Here is a 19,991-nt window from a genome sequence, read left to right as displayed (position 1 = left end):
CCATCCCAGCGGTGCTGGCCCTTCGCGCCGGCCACCTTTCACCCGTGAGGAGCCACCATCCCCGAGAACCAGACCCGACACGCACTCTTACATGCTCTCGAATCCCCGGGACCGGTCCGTCATCTTCTACGCCGCCGCTGGGCGAACGTCCTCGAGATGATCGCCGGTGCCATGGTGGTCGCCGGCGTTCTACAGATGGTGGCGGTGCAGCTCATCGACGGCCTCCGTCCGATGCTGAGCCTCGGCTTCGCCGCGATCCTCAGCGGAGCGATCATCATGCGTGTCTCGAGCCAGGTTCGACCGTTCAAGCCATCCTGATTAGGATCCCCGTGATGTGTGCATGAACGAGGTGGGCGAGAGCAGACAGCATGTAGCTGCGCTGCGTGAACGCGTGGAAGCCGGTGACGTTCGCGGGGTGGCGAGGGTGGTCCGCGAGAGCTGGTTCGACCTCCTCACCGAACACGGTGAGGTGACACGGGTGCTGCTGGAACGCGTGCCACCTGCTGACCTGCGATCGGAACCGTTGCTACTGATGATGCTCGGCATCTGCTACAACGCCGCGGGCTTTCACCGGTTACGGGGGCTGCGCTACTTCCAGTGGGCTGTTCGCGCCGCCGGTGCCGACCGCAACGACCTGGAGCTGATCGATCGAGCGTTCATCCGAGCCTCCGCAGGGGTCGCTTATCGTCTGGTCGGTCGGCCACGTCGATCCATTGCGGCATCCAAAGAGGCCGTGGAGTTGCTGGATCGGGTCGTGGAGTCGGAGCTCGAGGTACCCAACCAACTGACACGCGTGTATGGGCAGGTCGGGGTATCGCTGTTCTACGCCGGTGACGTACCGGCTGCGATAGACGCCCTGACGAAGGGCCTTGCCATCACCCCCACGCAGCCGCCATCGCCCGGGTTCGGAAACCTGGCAATGCTGGCCGGCATCCATGCCTTGCAAGGTGATCTCCCGGAGGCAAGGTCGCATGTCGACTACGCCCGCACCGGACCATGGACAGACCGCCAACGCGACATGTACCCCGGCACGTTCTACCGGCTGGCGGAGACCATGCTCGCGCTAGAACGCTTCGACACAGCCAGCGCGCGCGAGCAGTTGGCCGCTATGCGACACGACCGCCGCTCGATCGAACACTGGGTCGCGATCGCACAAGTAGAGACCATGACGGGCATGGTCGAAGGGCAACCGGGGCGCGCGCTGGCGCAGCTAGAGACCCTCGTGACGATGCGAGCCAGAGAGGCCCGGCACGGCTCGGCGAGTGGTGCGCTGAACCGGATGCGGGCGTTGCTGCAGCTGGGACTGGGTCGTCCGGAAACGGCTAAAGCCCTGGTAGGCCGAACCTCTGGGGACAACCCTCAGGTGCGCATCGACCGAGCTCGTGTCGAGCTCGCAATGGGGCACACCGGATCCGCGATGGCGAATCTTGAGTCCATAGCAGCAGCTGTTTTACCGGCACGGTCGGTGGCAGAGGCGACGGCCCTCGAAGCTGCTGTGCTGCTCAGACTCCATCCGCAGGGCAGAACCGACGGTGTGCTGAACCATCTAGGTGCCGTACTCAGAGAGACCCAGCTTCGCCTGCCGTTGGCGTTGCTGCCACCAGCAGATTTCGCTCGAGTCACCGCGGCTCTGACCGTCGCCGGCTTCGATGACGTCGTCTCGGCAACACCGCTGCGCTCACTCCTCCCCGAGCTGAACGGACGACCGGAACTGACCACGCGAGAACGCGCCGTGCTCGCCCAATTGATGACCACCGGATCGGCGTCAGAGATCGCTGCCGCACTGTTTGTTTCACCGAACACGGTGAAAACGCACACCAAAAGTCTGTACCGGAAACTCGGCGTCACCAACCGAGAGGACGCCATCGCCGTCGCCCACGGCGGAAGCCTCCTGGAGGAGCACAACTAACCTGTCGACGAACGAGGACTCGACCAACAGCAACTACCATCTTGGCTTCGCGATCATACGATTCACGGCGATCCGATCGCCCGCCCCGGCCGCGGGCGAACACCTCTATCGCGAACTGGGCTTCACCGAACCAAGCGACACCGCGTTGTCTGTGCGTCTCTCGTAGTTGCACACCGCACACCGCCTGTGCTGTGGGAACTTTCTTGCCGCTATCCGTCGCTGTTCACTCTGGGCGGCCGTTGGCTAGCCAGGTGGCGAGCCCGCGCATGCCCTCTCGCCATCGTCCGAGGTCGGTGTCGTCGTGATCAAGGATGACGGTGAGGAGTTTGTGCTCGCGTATTGGCACAGGCACCGACGCAGCACATCTCCGGCCAACCCCGCCGATAGAGCGCGCTCGTAGTAGCCCAGCGCCGTCTGCTCTTCACCGGCGGTGTCGTGCGCGCCAGCAACTTCGTACAGAACCACGGCGTTGCCGGGATGCTTCTCGAGCAATTCGTGGAAGTAGGTGATGGTCGGATCCATGTTCTGGCGATCTCGACGCTCATACCCGAGATCGATCGCGGCCTGCAGGGCTCCGTCCACCCCGGCAGAGCCCGACATCGACACCTGGTCGGCCACGTCTCCGCAAGGGGCGTCGTCAGGGAGTTCAGACACCAGCCCACAGTAACGATCCTGGTCCGACGATAACCGAGATGACCGGACTGGCTCTGGGCCCCAACGCAAACCGCGCCGTGCATGCCGCTGTGCAACAGATATCGGCACTGCGCTTCTGTGTGTCATCTGCGGAGGGTGCGGTAGAAGTCGCGGATGTCGTCGATCAGCAGCTCGGGTTCCTCGAGCGCGGCGAAGTGCCCTCCGCGACCTTCGACGTCGGTCCAGCGCACGATGTTGTTGGCCTTCTCCTCCGCAAAGCGCACACCCACATCGTGAGCGAAGACGATGACAGCGGTCGGCACCCCTGAGCTCTCCGGCTGAGCGCCCCAGGCAGCGTCTTGTGCATAACCCACATAGGCCGACGAGCCGCCCGACTCCGTGAACCAATACAGCGACGCGTTCTCGATGATGAACCGCTCGCCGATGAGGTCGGCAGCGGGCACCTCGGCGGGATGGGTCCACGCCTGCAGCTTGTCGAGGATCCACGCGAACTGCCCCACGGGACTATCGGCCGTCATGGCCCCGATCAGTGCGGGCCGCGTGGACTGGATGGCGATGTAGCCGAACTCCTTCTGCATGAACTCGCTGACCCGCCGGAGGCGATCCTGCTCCAACGGAGTGAGCCTGGCAGCGGTCTCCTCGTCGATCTGGCCCACGAAGGTTCCGAGTGAACCGTTGACGTGCACACCGATCACCCGCTCCGGTGCGAGTCGTGCGATCTCCGGCGCGACACCGGCGCCGACGTCGCCACCTTGCACTGCGAAGCGCTCGTATCCCAGCCGGCTCATCAGTTCGAGATACACACGGGCGATGTCCGCACGCTTCCAGTCAGCGCCCACCAGCGGAGTGGAGAACCCGAACCCCGGATGCGAGACGATGACCACGTCGAACGCATCCTCTTGGTCTCCGCCATGCGCGACCGGATCGGTGAGAGGACCGATCAGCCCTTCGAACTCGAGGAATGATCCCGGCCAGCCGTGCATCAGCAGCAACGGTGTCGCATCCGGATGCGCGGAGCGCACGTGGACCGCATGGATGTTCTGCCCGTCGATCTCGGTGATGATCTGCGGCAGCCGGTTCAGCCGCTCCTCCGTCGCACGCCAGTCGTGCTCTGCCCACCGTTGAACAAGATCACGCAGCACCGGCACCGGCACACCCATGCTCCAATCGTCGACGGGCAGCGGATGCGGCAGCCGGACATTCCGCAGGCGAAGACCCAAGTCCTCCACAGCGGAGTCCGGCACGGCGATGCGGAAAGAACGGATTCGAGAATCAAGCGAGTTCGTCATCATGGCATCAGCCTGGCTCAGCAATAGGACACTATCTGTCCTGTTTAGAGCCTGATGTGAGTGAAAGCCTGCTCGCCCGTGCTGTTTACCGCTGCTTGCCCTTCTTCAACCAGTCTTCGAGCCAGGACAGCGCGAACGGCAGGACGAACATCGCGGCGATGACGCCGCAGGCAATCTCGAACGTCTCGTCAGCGTCGATCCACGGCACGATGCATCCCGCCCGGCACGCTTCTCATGGTGCGCCTCGTCCTCAACTTGGCGAGGCCCGACCTGCAACATCCGCGCTGCCGGCCGGGCCTCTGGTCGTGGTTCCGTCCGTCTCCCCTGAGACTTTGTTGGGGTGCCCGCTGGAGGGCTGGTCTTCTGGAGTACGTCGGTCACCACCCGAATGACAGAAGAAAGGTAACTCGGCAACGGCGGCGACGAATACCTCTTGACAAATGGTGCAGGGGAAGTTCGACCGGGGCTACGTGGGTCAATCGCCGGAAGGCCGGTGTCGTTGGACTCCAAGCCGGATCAGGCGTGTGATCACGGTGAGGGCGATCGTGCAGACGGGTCCTACGAGACCTAGTGCGAGTGCGAAGAGGATCCGCTGCGCGACGGGTGTGTTGCCGGTGTTCGCGGCATAGAGGAACACGGCTACGAGCAGGTATCCGTAGATGCCGGATGCCAGCAGCGCGGTTCGGCCGTTGTCGGCGACAAGGCCGATGGCGATCGCGATGATCGCCCACGGGATCATGTTCCACGCGGTCCCGTCGAACAGGATTCGTCCGCTGAGGGCTCCGAGCCCGACGCCGGCAGCTCCGCTGATGACGATGGTGAGGGTGCGTGTCATGCCGCTGCGGCACCGGAGACCGGGCGAATGGTGAGGAGGAATCGCACGAGGAACACGATGCCGAAGATCAGCGCCACCGCGCCATCCGTGTAGAGCACGCCCTGACCCCAAGCGACGCGGGAGACGCCATCGACCGCGCCCGCAGCGATGAGGGCGATACCTGCACCGAGGAACGCTGTCGCGCCGATAGCGGCGACGACGTAGCGCGGAAGCCGGGACACCGCGCCGCTCGCGCGCCGGCGCACCAGCCGCAATGCTCCGAGGATGACTCCAGCGACGATCAGTCCGATGATCGCGGCGGCAAGGACGAAAAGGAAGGAGTCGTCGGAGCTCTCCATCGCTGCCGCCACGTGACAATTGCTCGCACTGGGCTGCACCGCGAGCCAGTGCGCGCACTGAGCGGCCGTGAACCGGTAGCCGGCGGGCGCGCCGTACACCCACTGCGTCGACGTCACGAGCGCAAGGCCACGCGCAAGGACCGCAGCCGCGCCGATCGCAGCGAAGCCGTAGACACCGAGCTGCGCCGCTGCTCGCACGAACGCGGCCAGCAGCTCGGCGGGCCGGCGACGATTCGATGCCGATGCGATCATCCGAGCCTCACCGAAAGCAGCGATCGCGGCCGACTGCGCGGCGTCGGCATCCATGCCGCCGCGCTGGAGTGCGTCGGCGGAGTCGCGGAGGTGCGTCTCCGTCTCGGAGAGCATCCGACGACGTTCCGCCGCCGTGCCCTCGAGGCGGTCGAACATGTCGTCGAGATAGGCGTCGATCCGGTCGCTGGTCATGAAGGGTCTCCCACCACTCGATTCATGCCGCTGGCGAATCGACGCCAGTCAGCCGCTTGCCGATCGCGAGCATCCCGCCCGGCTCCGCTGAGCTCATAGACACGGCGCCGCCTGCCACCGACGACCTGCCAGGAGCTCGTGATGAGCCCACGCGACTCGAGGCCGTGCAGCGCCGGATAGACAGTGCCCTCAGCCAGGACGAACTCGCCGTCGCTGCGGTCCCGGATGCTCGCCACGAGTTCGTAGCCATGCGCCGGTCCCGCGGCGAGCGCGGCGAGCAGCAGGAGGTCGAGGTTTCCCTTGAGCCGGTCGTGCGCCATAAGTAGATATCCTAGGCCTTGGAATCCTAGGTATCAAGAGTGGAAGCACTTCTTGAGAGGTGAAGGAGCGTCATGGCCAAGAACCGCAATCTCAAGCTCAGCAGCCCCTCGCGGGCATTCGAAACCCGACGACCCTCGGACTACCTGCTGCGGGCCGCAGGCTCGAAAACGGGACAGGCGTACAAGTCACTGGCGATCGAGCGACTGGGCATCGAGGAAGGCAACGCGGTTCTCGATCTCGGCTGTGGCACCGGCGGCGACCTCGGGCCGCTCTTGAGCTCGATCGGGCCCACGGGCTCCGTCATCGGCGTCGACGTGGACGCCACTGCGCTCGAGGTCGCGCATGAGCAGTACGCCGATCCGCGGCTGCGCCTGACGGTCGGAGACGCGCACGCGCTCGAGCTGGGCAGCTTCTCGATCGACCGGGTCTACGTCGACCGAACCATGCAGCACGTCGCCGCCGCGGCGAGAGTGCTCGACGAGGTGCGACGAGTCCTTCGGCCAGGCGGCCGCGTCGTACTCGCGGAACCCGACTGGCGGACGCTCCTCATCGACCACCCTGAGCCCGATCTTCCCGAGGCGTACCGGCAGTTCGTCGTCGGCCAGGTGATCCGCAACGCTCGTATCGGCAGCGAGTTGCCTCGACTGGTGCAGCGCGCCGATCTCGAGCTCGAGTCGGTCACCCCTGTCACAGCCACCTACACCGACGCCGTCGACGCCGATCGGATCTTCGGATTCGCACGGGTCACACGTCGAGCGGTGACGTCCGGCTACCTCACTCCGGACCAGGCCGGCCGCTGGCTGGGGCATCTCGAGGGACCCGTGTTCTTCGCCTCGCTCACAATCTTCGTCACGGCCGCCCGCAAGGCAGGCTAACCAGAAGAACGGCGAGAGCCTCGATTGCCTCGTCGGCGCCGTGAACCGCCGGTAGCTCGAGGTGGTCTGGACGAGCTTTCCGGTCAGGCCGACGGGCGGAAGATGTCGACGGCTTCGCGGATCGCGTAATAGACGATGACGAGCGTTGCAGCCGAGTCCGCCCACCACCAACCCAAAAGCGTGTTGAGCAGTACGCCGAGCAGAACGGCACAGGCCAGGAGACCGTCGATCATGGTTACCCGACCCTCGGTCCGCAGCACCGGGTTCCCCAGAGCACGTCCCGTGCGGGACTTGAAGGCGGCGAGTGTGAACATGCAGGCCGCGGTGACCGCTGTCCAGATGATGCCGCCGATACTGCCGTCCGGCCGGTGCCCGGTCAGCAGTGCCACGGCCGTCTGTATCAGGAGGTAGGCGGCCAGGGCGAGAAAGGCGATGCCGATGAGGCGCAGCGCGAACCTCTGCCGGTGCTCACCGGTGCCGGACAGCTCCCAGAGCACAACTGCGCTGGCGCCGATCTCGATCAGCGAGTCCAGCCCGAAGCCCGCGAGCGCCACCGAGGCGGAGCTGAACGCCAGGACGGCCAGCACGATCACACCGACCACGTTCCAGCCCAGCGTGATCCACTCCAGGGTGAAGCCGAGCCGCAGCAGTCGAGCGTGCCTCGCGGCATCCGTGGCGGTCATCCCGCCGCTTTCCTTCCGAAGAAGCTGCCGATCGGCAACAGCAGCCCGAGCAGGGAAAGCGCGATGAAGACGATCTGGTGGATGTGATCGGTGCCGGGCGGAAGACCGCCGATCAAGTGCAGCGCCCAGAACACCGGGTAGAACCAGAGTGTCCACCACGCCCAGCGCTCCCCGTGCCGGAACGGGATCACCGCGATCAGCCCTCCGAACAGGCCGAGACCGACCGAGGCGAGCCCGTCCGCCTTGTACAGCAACTCATCGGCACCCATCGGCACCAGGGCGACGACGAGACCGAAGCCGAGGATGCCCAGGCTCACGATGGTCAGGCAGATCCAGCCGATGCGGAGCATGACGCGGTGCGGCGCGGATTCCGTCGTGGCCATCGGTGGTCGCCCCTCCGTCCCGCTTGTTCTCGTCGTCTTGCCGCCAACCAATTCGTGGAGCCTCCTCAGAAGCGTATTGCGAGATTCGGTGCATGCGTTGGGTCAGATCGGGCCCCCATCGAGAGCTCGTCCTCGATTGGGTGTTCCTCGTCGGCGTGCTGCTCAAGGCGCTCGACGGTCTGGTCGAGCTGGTCGTCGGAATCCCCGCCCTCTTCATCACCAAGGTGCAGCTGATCGCTCTCGCTCACGCCCTCACCTCCGGCGAGTTGGCGGAGGATCCGCACGACCTCATTGCGAACCTGATTCTGCACGAGGCCGGGAAGCTCGGTGCGGCAGCGCTGGTCATCGGCGGGATCTACCTGGTGGTCCACGGGGCGGTGAAGGTGGCGATCGTGGCGGCCTTGTTTGTGGGTTCCACGCGGATCTATCCCTGGGCGGTGGGCGCGCTCACTGCGTTGCTGATCGTTCAGATCGTCGACCTCACTGCCCGGTTCTCCGTCGGCGTGCTCCTGTTGTCTGTGCTCGACGCCATCATCATCGCCCTGACCCTGCGCGAATGGCACCATCGCAGATCCCTGCGAGACGTCGTCCGGGCTCGGATGCCGTGGCTGACGCGCCTGCGGCGATCGCGCTCGCCGGCTGGATGACGACCGGTGTTACGGTGCCGCCATGGCGAGGTTCGGGATACGGCTCGCGCGGGCCGATGAAGGTCCCGCCATTTCGTCATTGGCTTTGCGATCGAAGGGCCACTGGGGTTACTCGGCGGACTTCTTGGAAGCCTGCCGGGCCGAACTCACGTTCGATGCGGAAACGTGCGGGTCCGGATGGATGTGGGTCGCGACCGAAGGCGGCGACGTCCGAGGGTTCGGCCTGATCGGCGGGGAGCCACCGGTCGGGGAGTTGCGTGCGCTCTTCATCGACCCCGAAGCCATCGGCACCGGCTGCGGTCGGCTACTGCTGGGCCACGCCCTCTCCCAGGCGCGCTCTGCCGGCTTCGAAAGGCTGGTCTTGGATGCCGATCCGGGCGCGGAAGGGTTCTACGTGCACTTCGGAGCACGGCGGGTGGGGGAAACGCCCAGCGGGTCGATCCCCGGCCGCATGCTGCCGAGCCTCGAGTTCGACCTCGCTGAGCTTGCGGAGTTCTGACGCGATTCGACTCCGCTGATCGGGGTGCCAATCCCGCTGCGGCTGTCGATCGACGGCGTCGCCGCCCGTCATGGTGGTGAGGCGGGCATCCGTCTCGGCGAGCAGAAGACGGGGAGACGCATCCGATGAGCAAGATCTACATCGCAAATCACATCAGCCTCGACGGGGTGATGCAGAGCCCGGGCCGGGATGGCGAGGACACCCGCGGTGGCTTCACGCGCGGTGGCTGGGCGACACCGCGTTCCAACGATGAGGTCGCGGCCGTGTTGCAAGACCGGGTGGCAAGGGCGGGTGGGATGCGCCTGCTCCTGGGTCGTCGCAGCTACGACGACATGCTCGGGTTCTGGAACACGCAGGACAGTCCGTTCAAGGACGGCCTCAACAACGCGGAGAAGTATGTGGTCAGCCGTTCGTCGTCCACCGTGCTGCCGTGGCCGAACTCGACACTCGTGCATGGCGACCTTCCGCACGAGATAGCGCGGTTGAAGGACCAGCGCGGCGCCGACCTGTGCGTGATGGGCAGCGGCGAACTGATCCGGCTGCTGCTTGAGAACGGCCTCGTCGACGAACTGCTGCTGTTCGTCCACCCGCTCATCCTCGGGAGCGGCGCGCGCATCTTCCCCGATGGCGGAGTCGGCGCGGAGCTGAGACTACTCGCGAGTTCGGTGACGAGGACCGGCGTCGCGATCGTGCACTACGAGGTCAACTGAGCTCAGGGCATCCAACCCGTCCGATGAAGGATCTCCTGCACGGACTGCTCGACCGTCGCGGGGTGGGTGACGACCTGGAAGTCGCGGATGCGCTCATGATCGGATCGAGCGTGGTAGACGTCGATCCACGTGCGCAGCGCTTCCGCCCACTCGTCCGTGGGCTCGCGTTCGGTCACCCGTTCCTTCAGCACCGCGATCGGCGCGGTTGTCTCGCAGACCAGGAGGCTCGCCCCGGGGAGAGCGGCGCGGAGGAGACCGACCTCCTCCTCGTCGTTGAACACCATCGGGATGATCAGCTTGATGCCGGGGGCCGCGGCAACGTAGTTCGGCCAGACGGCACGGAGGTTCTCGCGTGGGAACCAACGGCCCGGGTAAGGGTGCACAAGGCTGAGCTCGTCCATGTCGATGACGCCGTGGGTCACGTCCGCCAGCCGAAGCGCTTCGGAGAGGGCCCGCGCCAGTGTGCTCTTGCCCGAGCCCGGTGAGCCGTGCAGCACGAGGACATCCGTCACGGCCACCCATTATCGTCCGGGCTGTGCTGGTCTGATCGTTGGGGCCGCCGGGGCGCGGTGTCAGGAACCGCTAACCGTTCCTTTACGAAACCCTGACCCGCGGATGTCGCGACGGGATGATCGTGGAGGCATGACGGGTCCCGCTGGTACACGGAGGTCGCGGTTCGGGCAGTGGGTTCGGTCGCACCGGGCCGTGGCCGTCATCGCGGCCGCCGTGGTCGTCGTTCTGGTCGTCGTGGGTGTCACGCTCGGTGTCGCCTTCGGAGTGCGCTCGGGGCTGACCGCGGTTCGCGCGCTCGGGGCGCAGACATCCGCGGCACAGGCATCCGGCGCCGCAGGAACCGGGATCGAGACGGGCATCTCGAAGATCAAGCACGTCGTGGTGATCATGCAGGAGAACCGGTCGTTCGACAGCTACTTCGGCACGTTTCCCGGCGCTGACGGCATTCCGATGTCGAACGGATCCCCCACGGTCTGCGTGCCTGATCCCGCGAAGGGCTCGTGCGACAAACCGTTCCACGACCCGGCGGACGTGAACTCAGGCGGACCGCACGGCGCCGCCAACGCCACGGCCGACATCGACGGCGGCAAGATGGACGGCTTCGTCGCGCAGGCCGAGCAGGCGAAGAAGAAGTGTGCGCCCAACGCGCCGTCCTGCGCCGCCGGCACGACGACGGATGTCATGGGATACAAGACGGGTGCGGACATCCCGAACTACTGGGCGTACGCGAAGGACTTCGTTCTCGACGACCACCTGTTCGAGTCGAATGCGTCGTGGAGCCTGCCGTCGCACCTGTACATGGTCTCGGAGTGGTCGGCGAAGTGCAGCAAGGCGGGTGACCCGCAGAGCTGCGTGAACGCGCTGCAGAGCCCAGGCAACCCTCCCGACTTCGGCGGCGCCGTGAAGAAGAATCTGATCGGCGCGTGCCGTGGCGGCATGGCGAAGCCGGCGTGTCAGGCGCAGCTGACGAAGATCGGGATCACACCGGATGTCGCCGCCCAGCTGCACGCGCTCATCCAGCAGCACTGCACGGCGGCCGATTCGCTGTCGTCGTGCCAGGCCGCAGTGGACAAGGCGACGCTGCCCGATGCGCTCAAGCAGAAGCTGATTGCGGCATCCAATGCGCTCGCGCCGCCCGACTACGCGTGGACCGATCTCACCTACCTGCTGCACAAGCAGAACGTGTCGTGGGGCTACTACGTGTTCAACGGCACCGAGCCCGACTGCGAGGATGACTCGGCCATGACGTGCGCGCCCGTCAAGCAGAACGCGAAGACGCCCGGCATCTGGAACCCGCTCCCCTACTTCGACACCGTGAAGCAGGACGGACAGCTGGGGAACATCCAGTCGTTGACGAAGTTCTACACGGCGGCGAAGTCGGGAACCCTGCCCGCGGTGAGCTGGATCGATCCCAGCGGTCAGGTGAGCGAGCACCCGCCGGCGAAGGTCAGCACCGGTCAGGCCTACGTGACGGGGCTCGTGAACGCCGTGATGAAGAGCCCGGACTGGTCGAGCACCGCGATCTTCCTCTCCTGGGACGACTGGGGCGGCTTCTACGACAACGTCAAGCCGCCGGTCGTCGACCAGAACGGGTACGGCCTGCGCGTGCCCGGCATCGTGATCAGCCCGTACGCGCGCTCGGGATACATCGATCACCAGACCCTGAGCCACGACGCTTACGTCAAGTTCATCGAGGACGACTTCTTGCACGGGCAGCGGCTGGATCCGGCCACCGATGGACGGCCGGACACGCGTCCGGATGTGCGCGAGGACAACCCCGAGCTCGGCAACATCGCGGCCGACTTCGACTTCGGCCAGCCGCCACGAGCGCCCGTGGTCCTGCCCGGCGGCGTTACCTATTGACAAGGGAGGTGAGAGCAGAGCGCGCTTGCGTGGTCTGCCGAACCGATGGAGTCAGTCGGAGCGCGCAGCGCGACTATTGAGCCGAGCCATGACGTTCTCCTAGCGCGTGAAGTTGACGTGGATGGTGCCGCTCTCGGCCACCTCGGTCATGATCGCGTGGGTGCTCTCGAGCCCGCCCAGGTCATCCCACAGCCGTGTTCCACGACCGAGGATGACGGGAGCGATCATGAGGTGCAGGTGGTCGACCAACCCCGCCAGTAGAAACTCGCGAGCAGTCCCGATCCCTCCGCCGACGCGGACGTCTCGCCCGCCCGCAGCCTCAGTGGCCTCGGCCAGAACCGCCTCGACCGAATCGTCGCGGAAGTGGAAGACCGTTCCACCCTCCATCGGGATCGACGGACGCGGCGCGGTGTGCGTGAGCACGTAGACCGGGGTGTGGAACGGCGGCTGGTCGCCCCACCAGCCCTTCCAGTTCGGGTCATCCGGGAAGGAGTGCAGACCGAACATCCCTGCACCCATGACCTCCGAGCCGATGCCCTCGAAGAATGCGGACGCGTACTTGTCGTCGACGCCGGTCGTGCCGGCCCCGCCCGTGTCGCCGAAGACCATGCTCCGGAACGTGCGGGTCGCGGTGTAGGCGGCAGTGAGGCGCTCCCAGTCCGCGCCCATCGGGCTGTCGGGCGAGGGTTCGGCGCTCGCGACGTAGCCGTCGAGAGAGAGGAACAGGTCGATTCGAACTCGTGTCATGTCAGCCTTCTTTCGGTGTGGTGCGCGCCAAGTGGATGCCGAGCCGGTCGGCTTGGCGTTCCGCAGGGGTTCGCTGCTCTCCGAGCCACAGGTGCAGCACGTCGAGGGCGCCGGGGACCAGGCTCACGGTGCGGACTCGCCCGTTCTTCTCCGACGTGATCAGTCCGGCATCCTCGAGCACGCGCAGGTGCTGCATCAGCGAGGGCAACGCCATCGAGAACGGTGCGGCGAGTTCCGACACGACGGCCGGAGACTTCGCCAGCCGCTCCACGACGGCCCGACGCGTTGGATCCGCGAGAGCGCGGAGCACAGCGTCGAGCTCGTCGTAATACTTAGGCACGGACCTAAGTATGGATGTCGGGCATCCACTCGTCAACCCTCGTCCGGTCGACATGGCGTCGGCGTTGCAGAGTCTGGGCCCCCATCGCCAGAGGCTCCGCGCGCCGCACAGCGGCGTGTGGAGGGGCGATAGGGAGCGAATCGCCAGCATCCTGTTCGACGAAGAGATGTCGGGCGACAATGAGCCCGCATCAGTGAACGGAGCAGCTCGTGCCTCAGTACGCAGTCCTCATCTACGGCCCAAGTGACCCGACCGTCGAGATGGCGGACGATGAACGGGATGTCCACGACGGTTACGCGGAAGAACTGATCGCATCCGGTGACATGGTGGTCGCGTTCGCGCTTCAGCCGGCGACTACGACGGCCGTCTCGGTACGTCACGGCGAGGTGACCGACGGCCCCTTCGCGGAGAGCAAGGAGTACATCGCGGGCTTCTACGTGATCGAGGCGGATGACCTGGACTCCGCGCTCGACATCGCCCGCCGCAACCCGATCAACGGGCAGGGCGGCGGCGTCGAGGTGCGTCCCATCGAGGGTGGGTTCGTCGCGCGTTGAGGACCGACCGAGACGGTCAGCCGCCCCAACCCGACCAGGTGTCGGGCCAGGGAGCGATGTCGACCTCGTTGCCCTCTGGATCGGCGAGCGTCCACCATTGCGGGCCGTTGTCGCGCACGACGGTGCCACCAGCGGCGAGAGCCGCGGCGATGCGCGCCTGTGCCTGGTCGGCGGGTACATAGAGATCGATGTGGATGCGATTGCGCTGCGGGCGCGCGGCATCCATCTGCTGGAACCAGAAGTTCGGAGCGAATCCGTTCTCGTCGAACAGATCCTCCTCGGTAGCGGACCGCCCGAGCATCGCAGCCCAGAACGCCTGCACTTTCGGGATGTCGAGGGCGTCGATCGCGACCTGAACCGTCTGCACCTTGCTGGGATCGGTGGTGATCCCGAGCTCGCGTGCGACCTCGGAGATCTGCGCGGCAAGGGCGACGTCGCGCTCGCTCAGCCAGCCGTTCGGCATCACCTCGTGGGTCATCAGCTTGACGAGCACCGCTGGGTAGCGCAGGTCGATGTCGGGATGATGATTAGCGGCATCCGCCAGCGCCCCGATTCTGTCGACGAACTCGAGGCCCTTCGCGAACGATCCGGTTGCGAAGAACGCAGCCGCCCCGTCGGAGAGCACGCGCCAGTCTTCGACGCCTTGGGCTTCATGGAACTGCTTCGAGGTGATGGGCTCGACCATGGGGCGAACGTACGGCCGTCAGCGGAGGGCGTCAAGGCGTCGCCGGCGTGACCGCGAATTCACGAAGCCGGCTCGTCTGGGATGAGCCGAGTCTCGCCGCTCCCGACTCCCTCGGACTCAGAAGTCCAGACTTCGAAAGCGACGGATTCATCCCGTTGAGGCACGCAGCCGAACGCGCGGGAGGTGAGAACCTCTCCCCGGCGCTGGACTGGGACACTACCGCCGACGCGGCGCAGTTGCTGCTGCTCGTCGAGGATCCTGACGCGCCGACGCGAACTCCGTACCTGCACTGCCTAGCGCTTCTGGACCCTTCGCTGCTCCGGCTCGGTCGTGGCGCCCTGAGCGCGCCGCTGGAAGACAACGGAGTGCAGTTCGCTCGCTCGGCCGAGGGAGTGGGATACCTCGGTCCGGCCCCGCCAAAGACGCACGGGCCGCACCGGTATGTATTCGAGCTGTTTGCGCTCGAGGTGCAGCTCGAGATTCCGGCCAGCGCGCCCTCGACGGATGCTCTGATCGAGCTACTCACCCGCGGCGCCGAGGTGATAGCCCGGGGTCGCCTCGACGGCCTCTACCGGAGAACCTGAAGCCTGGTCCCGCGCATGGTCTAGTGTTCGGCCATGAGTGACGCTGCCCGAGCCTTGGGCTATCCAGACCTAGATGCCGACGAGCGCACCACTCTCACCCAATTCCTCGACCTCTACCGCCGACGCGTGATCGAAAGGTTCTCCGCCCTGTCCGATGCAGAGGCACGAGCGACGAGCTTGCCCGCAACGAAGCTGACACCCGGTGGGGTCGTGAAGCACCTCGCGCACATGGAAGATCACTGGTTCACCGCACGCATCGGCTCACGGGACCTTCCGGAGCCGTGGGCATCCGCTCCCTTCGATGGTCGGCCGGACTGGGACTTCGAATCCGCTGTCGACGACACTGCCGAACAGATCACCTCCTTGTACCAAGAGGCGTGTGAGCGCAGCCGCGGCGTTGTGGCATCGGTTTCCAGTCTCGACGCGAAGGCATCCGACCCGTCCTTCGGCAGAGGACCCGTAACGCTGCGGTGGGCGCTGGTACACATGCTCGAGGAGACGGCGTGCCATGTCGGTCACCTCGAACTCCTGACCGACCCGTTCGCGAACCACCGAGACGACGCATAGCTCAGTGGACATCCGTCGCAGGCGCCTTGCGCACGAACAGTGCGAGCGCGACGACGACGAGCGAGAGGATGCCGCCGGCCAGGAACGCGAGGTGTGAGCCTGCCGCGGCTGCCGCGGGCGATGGGAGATCGGGGTTCACGTTGCCCGTCGCGGCCACTCCGGTGGCGTAGAGCGCGACGAAGATCGCGGTCCCTGCGGCGCCGGCGACCTGCTGCAGGGTGGCGATGGTGGCGCTGCCGTGCGAGTACAGCTGGGGCGGCAACGAGCCGAGGGACGAGCTGAACGCGGGGGTGAACAGGAACGCGAGCGACAGCATCAGCGTGATGTGTGCGCCGAGCAGCACGATCCACGAGGAGCCCTCACCGAGTGCGAAGGCGAACGTGAACAGTGCGACCGCCAGTCCGATGGAGCCGGGGATGACCAGCGGGCGTGGGCCGAACCGGTCGTACAGCCGGCCGACCGGAGGACCGGCGAGACCCATCAGCAGCCCGCCCGGCAGCAGGATCGCACCCACCCAGAGGGGATCGAGACCGAGCGTGTACCTGGCGAACTGCGGCAGCACGATGAACGCGCCGAACAGCGACACCATGGCGACGCTCATCATGGCGACCGAGACCGCGAAGTCCCTCGACCGGAACGTGCGCAGGTCGAGCAGCGCGGCATCCGTGCGCTGCAGCACGAGCTGCCGCCACCCGAACACTCCGAGTGCCACCAGCCCGAAGACGATCGGCACCCACGGTTGCACGGCCGCCTCACCGACCGCGGCGGCGCCGATCTGGCTGAGCCCGAACACCAGCGAGGAGAACGCCAACGCGGCAAGGATGACCGACGCCGTGTCGAGCCGCACTCTGCGGGTCTCCGAGACGTTCGGCACCCGGCGCATTCCGATCACGAGCATCGTGAGGGCGATGGGCAGCATCACCCAGAACAGTCCCTGCCATGGCAGCACCTGGATGAGCGCACCCGAGACGATCGGGCCGACGGCGGGCGCGACAGACATCACGATCGACACGCGCCCCATGATCCGGCCGCGCTCATCGGCCGGGACGATCGTCATCACGGTCGTCATCATGAGCGGCATCATGATCGCGGTGCCCACCGCCTGAACGACCCGGCCGACCACGAGCGTCTCGAAGACCGGAGACAGCGCGGCGATCACGGTGCCCGCGGCGAAGCTCGACATCGCGACGGTGAAAACGGTGCGTGTGCGCAGTCGCTGCATCAGCCATCCAGTGATCGGAATGACGACGGCCATGGTGAGCGCGAAGGCGGTCGTCAGCCACTGCCCTCGTGTCGCATCGATGTGCAGGGACTCCTGGATGCGCGGGAGCGCGACCGCCATCATCGTCTCGTTCAGGAACACGACGAAGACGGCGGCGAGCAGCAAGCCCAGCGCTGTGCGGTCGCGTGAAGTAAGGCCGGAAGCGGATGCGGGTGCCGACAGTTCGACATCGGCGTCGGTGATGGTGTCGGTCATGTCACTCTCCTTCGAAATGCTGCTGCAAAAAATAAAGCATACTGCAAATAATGAAGTCAAGTGGTATGGTGAGATTCATGACGAACCAGCACTACGGGCAGTTCTGCGGGCTCGCGCGCGCCGCGGAGATCGTCGGTCAGCGCTGGACGCTGTTGATCCTGCGGGACCTGAGCGTGGGGCCGCAGCGCTACTCCGACCTGGTCTCCGGGCTGCCCGGCATCCCGACGAACACGCTGGCATCCCGCTTGAAGGACCTCGAAGACGAAGGACTCGTCGCGAGGGCGGCGCCGTCGGGCGCAGAGCGCTCGGTCGTCTACCGGCTCACGCCGCGGGGCGAAGAGCTCGGGCCGGCGCTGGACGCGCTGTCGCGCTGGGGAGCCGGCGGGATGCGCACGCCGCGCGAAGGCGAGATCGTCACCACCGCATCCATCACCGCCGCTCTCCGGGTGGCGGCGGGCGACGGAGTGGTGCCGAAGAAGTGGAACACCACCTACACCCTGCGTGTTGGCGACATCGAGGCGCATCTCGTCATGCGAGACGGCGCCATCACCGTCGGCCCGGGCCCGGCAGAAGGCGCCGACCTCACCATCACCGCCGGACCCCAGATCCGAGACCTGCTCGCCGGCGAACTGGATGCGCAGACCGCGATCGCCACCGGTGTCGTGCAGCTCGAGGGCGACGCGTCACTGTTCCAGCGGTTCGCCGACTCGTTGCGCGTTCCCTACAGCTCCAACGTGGCAGGAATCCCGGAGCGCACCTGACGGTCAAGCCGAGCGATGTGGGCCCCGTGCGACCGGACCCGACCATCGGGTGCCCGGATGGTACCTCGCCTCACTCGTACCGGAGCGCCTCGATCGGATCCTGACGGGAGGCCCGGCGCGCGGGCAACGTGCCGGCGACGAAGCTGATCGCCATGACCACGATGATGATCGTGGCGACCGAGGCCACCGAGAACTGCAACAGGTGCAGACCCGGCAGATCGGAGAGCAGCGTCGCGGAGAGCCGATTGCTGATCAGCGTTCCGAGACCGATGGCGGCGAGGGCTCCGATGGCGCTGCCCAGGAATCCGATGAAGACGGCTTCAAGGCTGAACAGGGTGAAGACGCGTCCGTTCCCCATTCCCATCGCCTTCATCAGCCCGATCTCGCGGGTGCGTTCCTGAACGCTCATCAGGAGGGTGTTCACGATGCCGAACCCAGCAGCGATCAGCGCGATCACGGCGAACGCGTCGAGCACGCCGACGATGCCGTTGATCACGGTGAGCAGGCTGCCCAGCTGGTCGTCGACGGTCTGGCCGGTGAACCCGGCGTTCTTCAGATCCGTCTTGATGGTGGCGATCTGCCGAGGCGTGGCATCCTTAGCGATCGTCGCCGTGGCGCTGCCATAGGTCGTTGCCACCGCGGCCGGCTTGCCCGTGGTCTGCGCCGTCACGAGCGAGCCGCGCAGGGTGTCGTTGACCGAGGCTCCCGAGGTGAAGAGCGTGGCGTTCTGGATGCCGACGATCGTCGCATCCACCTCGTGCATCGAACCGAGATAGTCCTTGATGCCGATGGTGACCGTCTTGCCGACGGCATCCTTCGCGGTGCCGAGCCCGAGGTTGTGCAGGTAGGTGGTCGGCAGCACGATCTGGTTCTGATTCGACCCGTTCTCCAGCTGTGCGCCGGATGCGAGATCGGCCTTGATGTTGCGCACCGGGTTCATCGTGACGACCCACTTGCCGCCCGCGGCGTAGCTGATCCACGACGGGTTGATCCCGGTGTTTCCGGTGACCGAGGTGATGCCGACGACATTCTTGATCGTCGTGATGTCGCTCGCGGTGAGCGCAGCCGCTCCGCCGCGGGCGAGCTCTCCGACCTGTCCAGAGCTCGCGCTGTCGGGGTTGTATTTCTGCGGGCCGGACCCGGTGGATGCCTGAGCGCTCTGCGCCTTCGTCACGGTCAGCGAGTCGGTGGAGCCGATCGCCGCGACCTGCGTCGTGATGTAACCGGAGATGCCGGTTCCGATGGCGGAGGTGAGCGTGAGGGTGAACGCGCCGATGAAGATGGCGATCACCGTGAGGGTGGTGCGCAGCTTGCTGCGGAACGTGTTCTGCACCGCGGATGCGATCAGGTCGCCGGTCTTCATGCCGCCACCTCCGAGACGTCGGAGATGAGTCCGTCGCGCATCGTGATGCTCCGTTTGCAGCGGGATGCCAGGTCGGCGTCGTGCGTGACCACCACGAGCGTGATCCCTTGCTCGCGGTGCAGCCCGAACAGCATCCCCTCGACTTCTGCGCCGGTCGAGGAGTCCAGATTGCCGGTCGGCTCGTCGGCGAAGATGACCTTCGGCTCGTTCACCAGCGCCCTGGCGATGACGACGCGCTGCTTCTGACCGCCGGAGAGGTCGTTGGCGCGATTGCGCGCCTTGTCGGCGAGGCCAAGCCGGTCCAGCGCCTCCATCGCGCGGCGCTTGCGCTGCGATCGGGATACGCCTGCGATGACGAGCGGGAGAGCGACGTTGTCGAGCACGCTCGCGTGGGCGTTGAGGAAGAACTGCTGGAAGACGAAGCCGAAGTCCTTGTTCCGGAGCCGATTCAGGTCTGTCCCGCGCACGTTCTTCGCATCCGCGCCGTCGACGAGCACAGCGCCGGAGCTGGGCCGGTCGAGCAGGGCGAGCAGGTGCATCAAGGTCGATTTGCCTGAGCCGCTCTTGCCCACGATCGCGAGGCTCTCGCCGCTCATCACGTTCAGCGAGACCCCGCGCAGGGCCTCGAAGCGGTCGGCGCCGCTCCCGTACGACCTGCGGAGGTCGCGCGCTTCCAGTACAGCTGCCATCGTGTCCGTTCTCTCTCGGGTGAAGAATGCCGCCAGTTCAGTGTCACGAGCGGCCGGGTCGGCGGCATCCGTCTGCTGCGGTGTCTTGGGTACCACGGTCGCGGTATGCGAGCGACCCCACTCGGCGGAGGACACCTCGGCGCAGCTGCGCGATGCTTGTCGGTGGAGGCGCTCGCGGGGAACGGAGGACGGATGCCGGCACAGGCCAGGTCTGTTCGCGCGCGGGACGTCGTGGTCGACGTCATCGTCTTCGTGTTCGTC

Annotated in this window: 26 protein-coding genes; 11 read left to right on the top strand and 15 right to left on the bottom strand. The window is 66.2% G+C overall.

The window, feature by feature from the left end; all coding sequences use genetic code 11:
* The first annotated feature begins 156 nt into the window (after window positions 1–156).
* Complete coding sequence (locus tag ACTHNC_RS07125) at window positions 157–318, top strand: hypothetical protein (protein WP_440293901.1); 162 nt, start codon at window positions 157–159, stop codon at window positions 316–318.
* A 22-nt stretch (window positions 319–340) separates the two neighbouring features.
* Window positions 341–1,909 carry a helix-turn-helix transcriptional regulator gene (locus ACTHNC_RS07120; protein ID WP_440293900.1) on the top strand — a complete coding sequence of 523 codons (1,569 nt, stop codon included), beginning with the start codon at window positions 341–343 and terminating at the stop codon, window positions 1,907–1,909.
* 243 nt (window positions 1,910–2,152) lie between these two features.
* On the opposite strand, the gene ACTHNC_RS07115 is transcribed toward ACTHNC_RS07120, so the two are convergent.
* From ACTHNC_RS07115 to ACTHNC_RS07090, 6 genes are all read right to left on the bottom strand, one after another.
* Window positions 2,153–2,527 (bottom strand): tetratricopeptide repeat protein, encoded by a 375-nt coding sequence (locus tag ACTHNC_RS07115; protein ID WP_440293899.1) that lies wholly within the window; start codon window positions 2,525–2,527, stop codon window positions 2,153–2,155.
* Between the two features lie 158 nt (window positions 2,528–2,685).
* Window positions 2,686–3,855 carry an epoxide hydrolase family protein gene (locus tag ACTHNC_RS07110; protein WP_440293898.1) on the bottom strand — a complete coding sequence of 390 codons (1,170 nt, stop codon included), beginning with the start codon at window positions 3,853–3,855 and terminating at the stop codon, window positions 2,686–2,688.
* A gap of 82 nt (window positions 3,856–3,937) precedes the next feature.
* On the bottom strand, window positions 3,938–4,060 hold the full coding sequence (locus ACTHNC_RS07105; RefSeq protein ID WP_440293897.1) for a hypothetical protein: 123 nt from the start codon (window positions 4,058–4,060) through the stop codon (window positions 3,938–3,940).
* A 267-nt stretch (window positions 4,061–4,327) separates the two neighbouring features.
* A complete protein-coding gene (locus ACTHNC_RS07100) occupies window positions 4,328–4,687 on the bottom strand; it encodes a hypothetical protein (RefSeq protein WP_440293896.1) in 360 nt (119 codons plus the stop codon).
* Window positions 4,684–5,469: a permease prefix domain 1-containing protein gene (locus ACTHNC_RS07095; protein WP_440293895.1), complete on the bottom strand. Its 786-nt coding sequence runs from the start codon at window positions 5,467–5,469 to the stop codon at window positions 4,684–4,686. The genes ACTHNC_RS07100 and ACTHNC_RS07095 overlap by 4 nt, the downstream gene beginning before the upstream one ends.
* Window positions 5,466–5,789, bottom strand: a complete 324-nt coding sequence (locus ACTHNC_RS07090; protein WP_440293894.1) for a PadR family transcriptional regulator — start codon at window positions 5,787–5,789, stop codon at window positions 5,466–5,468. The genes ACTHNC_RS07095 and ACTHNC_RS07090 overlap by 4 nt, the downstream gene beginning before the upstream one ends.
* Before the next feature lie 72 nt (window positions 5,790–5,861).
* Here ACTHNC_RS07090 and ACTHNC_RS07085 point away from each other — a divergent pair, with 72 nt between their 5' ends.
* Complete coding sequence (locus ACTHNC_RS07085; protein ID WP_440293893.1) at window positions 5,862–6,665, top strand: methyltransferase domain-containing protein; 804 nt, start codon at window positions 5,862–5,864, stop codon at window positions 6,663–6,665.
* Between the two features lie 83 nt (window positions 6,666–6,748).
* On the opposite strand, the gene ACTHNC_RS07080 is transcribed toward ACTHNC_RS07085, so the two are convergent.
* Window positions 6,749–7,348, bottom strand: coding sequence for a cation transporter (locus ACTHNC_RS07080; protein ID WP_440293892.1), 600 nt, complete (start codon window positions 7,346–7,348; stop codon window positions 6,749–6,751).
* Window positions 7,345–7,731, bottom strand: a complete 387-nt coding sequence (locus ACTHNC_RS07075; RefSeq protein ID WP_440293891.1) for a hypothetical protein — start codon at window positions 7,729–7,731, stop codon at window positions 7,345–7,347. The genes ACTHNC_RS07080 and ACTHNC_RS07075 overlap by 4 nt, the downstream gene beginning before the upstream one ends.
* Before the next feature lie 92 nt (window positions 7,732–7,823).
* Here ACTHNC_RS07075 and ACTHNC_RS07070 point away from each other — a divergent pair, with 92 nt between their 5' ends.
* The 3 genes from ACTHNC_RS07070 (at window position 7,824) to ACTHNC_RS07060 (ending at window position 9,587) form a co-directional block, all read left to right on the top strand.
* Window positions 7,824–8,378, top strand: a complete 555-nt coding sequence (locus ACTHNC_RS07070) for a DUF2127 domain-containing protein (protein WP_440293890.1) — start codon at window positions 7,824–7,826, stop codon at window positions 8,376–8,378.
* A 22-nt stretch (window positions 8,379–8,400) separates the two neighbouring features.
* The gene (locus tag ACTHNC_RS07065) at window positions 8,401–8,877 is read left to right on the top strand and encodes a GNAT family N-acetyltransferase (RefSeq protein ID WP_440293889.1); all 477 of its coding nucleotides are present in this window, start codon (window positions 8,401–8,403) and stop codon (window positions 8,875–8,877) included.
* A 125-nt stretch (window positions 8,878–9,002) separates the two neighbouring features.
* Window positions 9,003–9,587 carry a dihydrofolate reductase family protein gene (locus ACTHNC_RS07060; RefSeq protein WP_440293888.1) on the top strand — a complete coding sequence of 195 codons (585 nt, stop codon included), beginning with the start codon at window positions 9,003–9,005 and terminating at the stop codon, window positions 9,585–9,587.
* 2 nt (window positions 9,588–9,589) lie between these two features.
* On the opposite strand, the gene ACTHNC_RS07055 is transcribed toward ACTHNC_RS07060, so the two are convergent.
* The gene (locus ACTHNC_RS07055; RefSeq protein ID WP_440293887.1) at window positions 9,590–10,099 is read right to left on the bottom strand and encodes an AAA family ATPase; all 510 of its coding nucleotides are present in this window, start codon (window positions 10,097–10,099) and stop codon (window positions 9,590–9,592) included.
* A 130-nt stretch (window positions 10,100–10,229) separates the two neighbouring features.
* On the opposite strand from ACTHNC_RS07055, the gene ACTHNC_RS07050 reads away from it, so the two are divergent.
* Complete coding sequence (locus tag ACTHNC_RS07050; RefSeq protein WP_440293886.1) at window positions 10,230–11,963, top strand: alkaline phosphatase family protein; 1,734 nt, start codon at window positions 10,230–10,232, stop codon at window positions 11,961–11,963.
* Window positions 11,964–12,062: 99 nt separating this feature from the next.
* Here the strand turns inward: ACTHNC_RS07050 and ACTHNC_RS07045 are convergent, their stop codons facing one another.
* Window positions 12,063–12,710, bottom strand: coding sequence for a dihydrofolate reductase family protein (locus ACTHNC_RS07045; RefSeq protein ID WP_440293885.1), 648 nt, complete (start codon window positions 12,708–12,710; stop codon window positions 12,063–12,065).
* Window position 12,711: 1 nt separating this feature from the next.
* Window positions 12,712–13,050, bottom strand: coding sequence for an ArsR/SmtB family transcription factor (locus ACTHNC_RS07040; protein ID WP_440293884.1), 339 nt, complete (start codon window positions 13,048–13,050; stop codon window positions 12,712–12,714).
* A gap of 209 nt (window positions 13,051–13,259) precedes the next feature.
* Between ACTHNC_RS07040 and ACTHNC_RS07035 the strand changes: the two genes are divergently transcribed.
* Window positions 13,260–13,604 (top strand): YciI family protein, encoded by a 345-nt coding sequence (locus ACTHNC_RS07035; protein ID WP_440293883.1) that lies wholly within the window; start codon window positions 13,260–13,262, stop codon window positions 13,602–13,604.
* A gap of 16 nt (window positions 13,605–13,620) precedes the next feature.
* Here ACTHNC_RS07035 and ACTHNC_RS07030 read toward each other — a convergent pair whose 3' ends face one another.
* On the bottom strand, window positions 13,621–14,289 hold the full coding sequence (locus tag ACTHNC_RS07030; protein ID WP_440293882.1) for a VOC family protein: 669 nt from the start codon (window positions 14,287–14,289) through the stop codon (window positions 13,621–13,623).
* Window positions 14,290–14,336: 47 nt separating this feature from the next.
* Between ACTHNC_RS07030 and ACTHNC_RS07025 the strand changes: the two genes are divergently transcribed.
* Window positions 14,337–14,873, top strand: a complete 537-nt coding sequence (locus ACTHNC_RS07025) for a YbhB/YbcL family Raf kinase inhibitor-like protein (RefSeq protein WP_440293881.1) — start codon at window positions 14,337–14,339, stop codon at window positions 14,871–14,873.
* A gap of 33 nt (window positions 14,874–14,906) precedes the next feature.
* Entirely contained in the window at window positions 14,907–15,440 is a 534-nt protein-coding gene (locus ACTHNC_RS07020; protein WP_440293880.1) for a mycothiol transferase, read from the top strand.
* A gap of 1 nt (window position 15,441) precedes the next feature.
* Here the strand turns inward: ACTHNC_RS07020 and ACTHNC_RS07015 are convergent, their stop codons facing one another.
* On the bottom strand, window positions 15,442–16,917 hold the full coding sequence (locus tag ACTHNC_RS07015) for a DHA2 family efflux MFS transporter permease subunit (RefSeq protein ID WP_440293879.1): 1,476 nt from the start codon (window positions 16,915–16,917) through the stop codon (window positions 15,442–15,444).
* Window positions 16,918–16,994: 77 nt separating this feature from the next.
* Here ACTHNC_RS07015 and ACTHNC_RS07010 point away from each other — a divergent pair, with 77 nt between their 5' ends.
* On the top strand, window positions 16,995–17,678 hold the full coding sequence (locus tag ACTHNC_RS07010; RefSeq protein WP_440293878.1) for a winged helix-turn-helix transcriptional regulator: 684 nt from the start codon (window positions 16,995–16,997) through the stop codon (window positions 17,676–17,678).
* A 70-nt stretch (window positions 17,679–17,748) separates the two neighbouring features.
* Here ACTHNC_RS07010 and ACTHNC_RS07005 read toward each other — a convergent pair whose 3' ends face one another.
* Together ACTHNC_RS07005 and ACTHNC_RS07000 are read right to left on the bottom strand one after the other, a co-directional pair.
* On the bottom strand, window positions 17,749–19,041 hold the full coding sequence (locus ACTHNC_RS07005) for an ABC transporter permease (RefSeq protein WP_440293877.1): 1,293 nt from the start codon (window positions 19,039–19,041) through the stop codon (window positions 17,749–17,751).
* Window positions 19,038–19,730: an ABC transporter ATP-binding protein gene (locus ACTHNC_RS07000; RefSeq protein ID WP_440293916.1), complete on the bottom strand. Its 693-nt coding sequence runs from the start codon at window positions 19,728–19,730 to the stop codon at window positions 19,038–19,040. Before ACTHNC_RS07000 ends, ACTHNC_RS07005 begins: the two co-directional genes overlap by 4 nt.
* Between the last annotated feature and the right edge of the window lie 261 nt (window positions 19,731–19,991).

Source organism: Humibacter sp. (assembly GCF_051954055.1).
GTDB lineage: Bacteria > Actinomycetota > Actinomycetes > Actinomycetales > Microbacteriaceae > Humibacter.
Note: the sequence above shows the minus strand (reverse complement) of the source record. Positions and strands in the feature narration are given on the sequence as shown.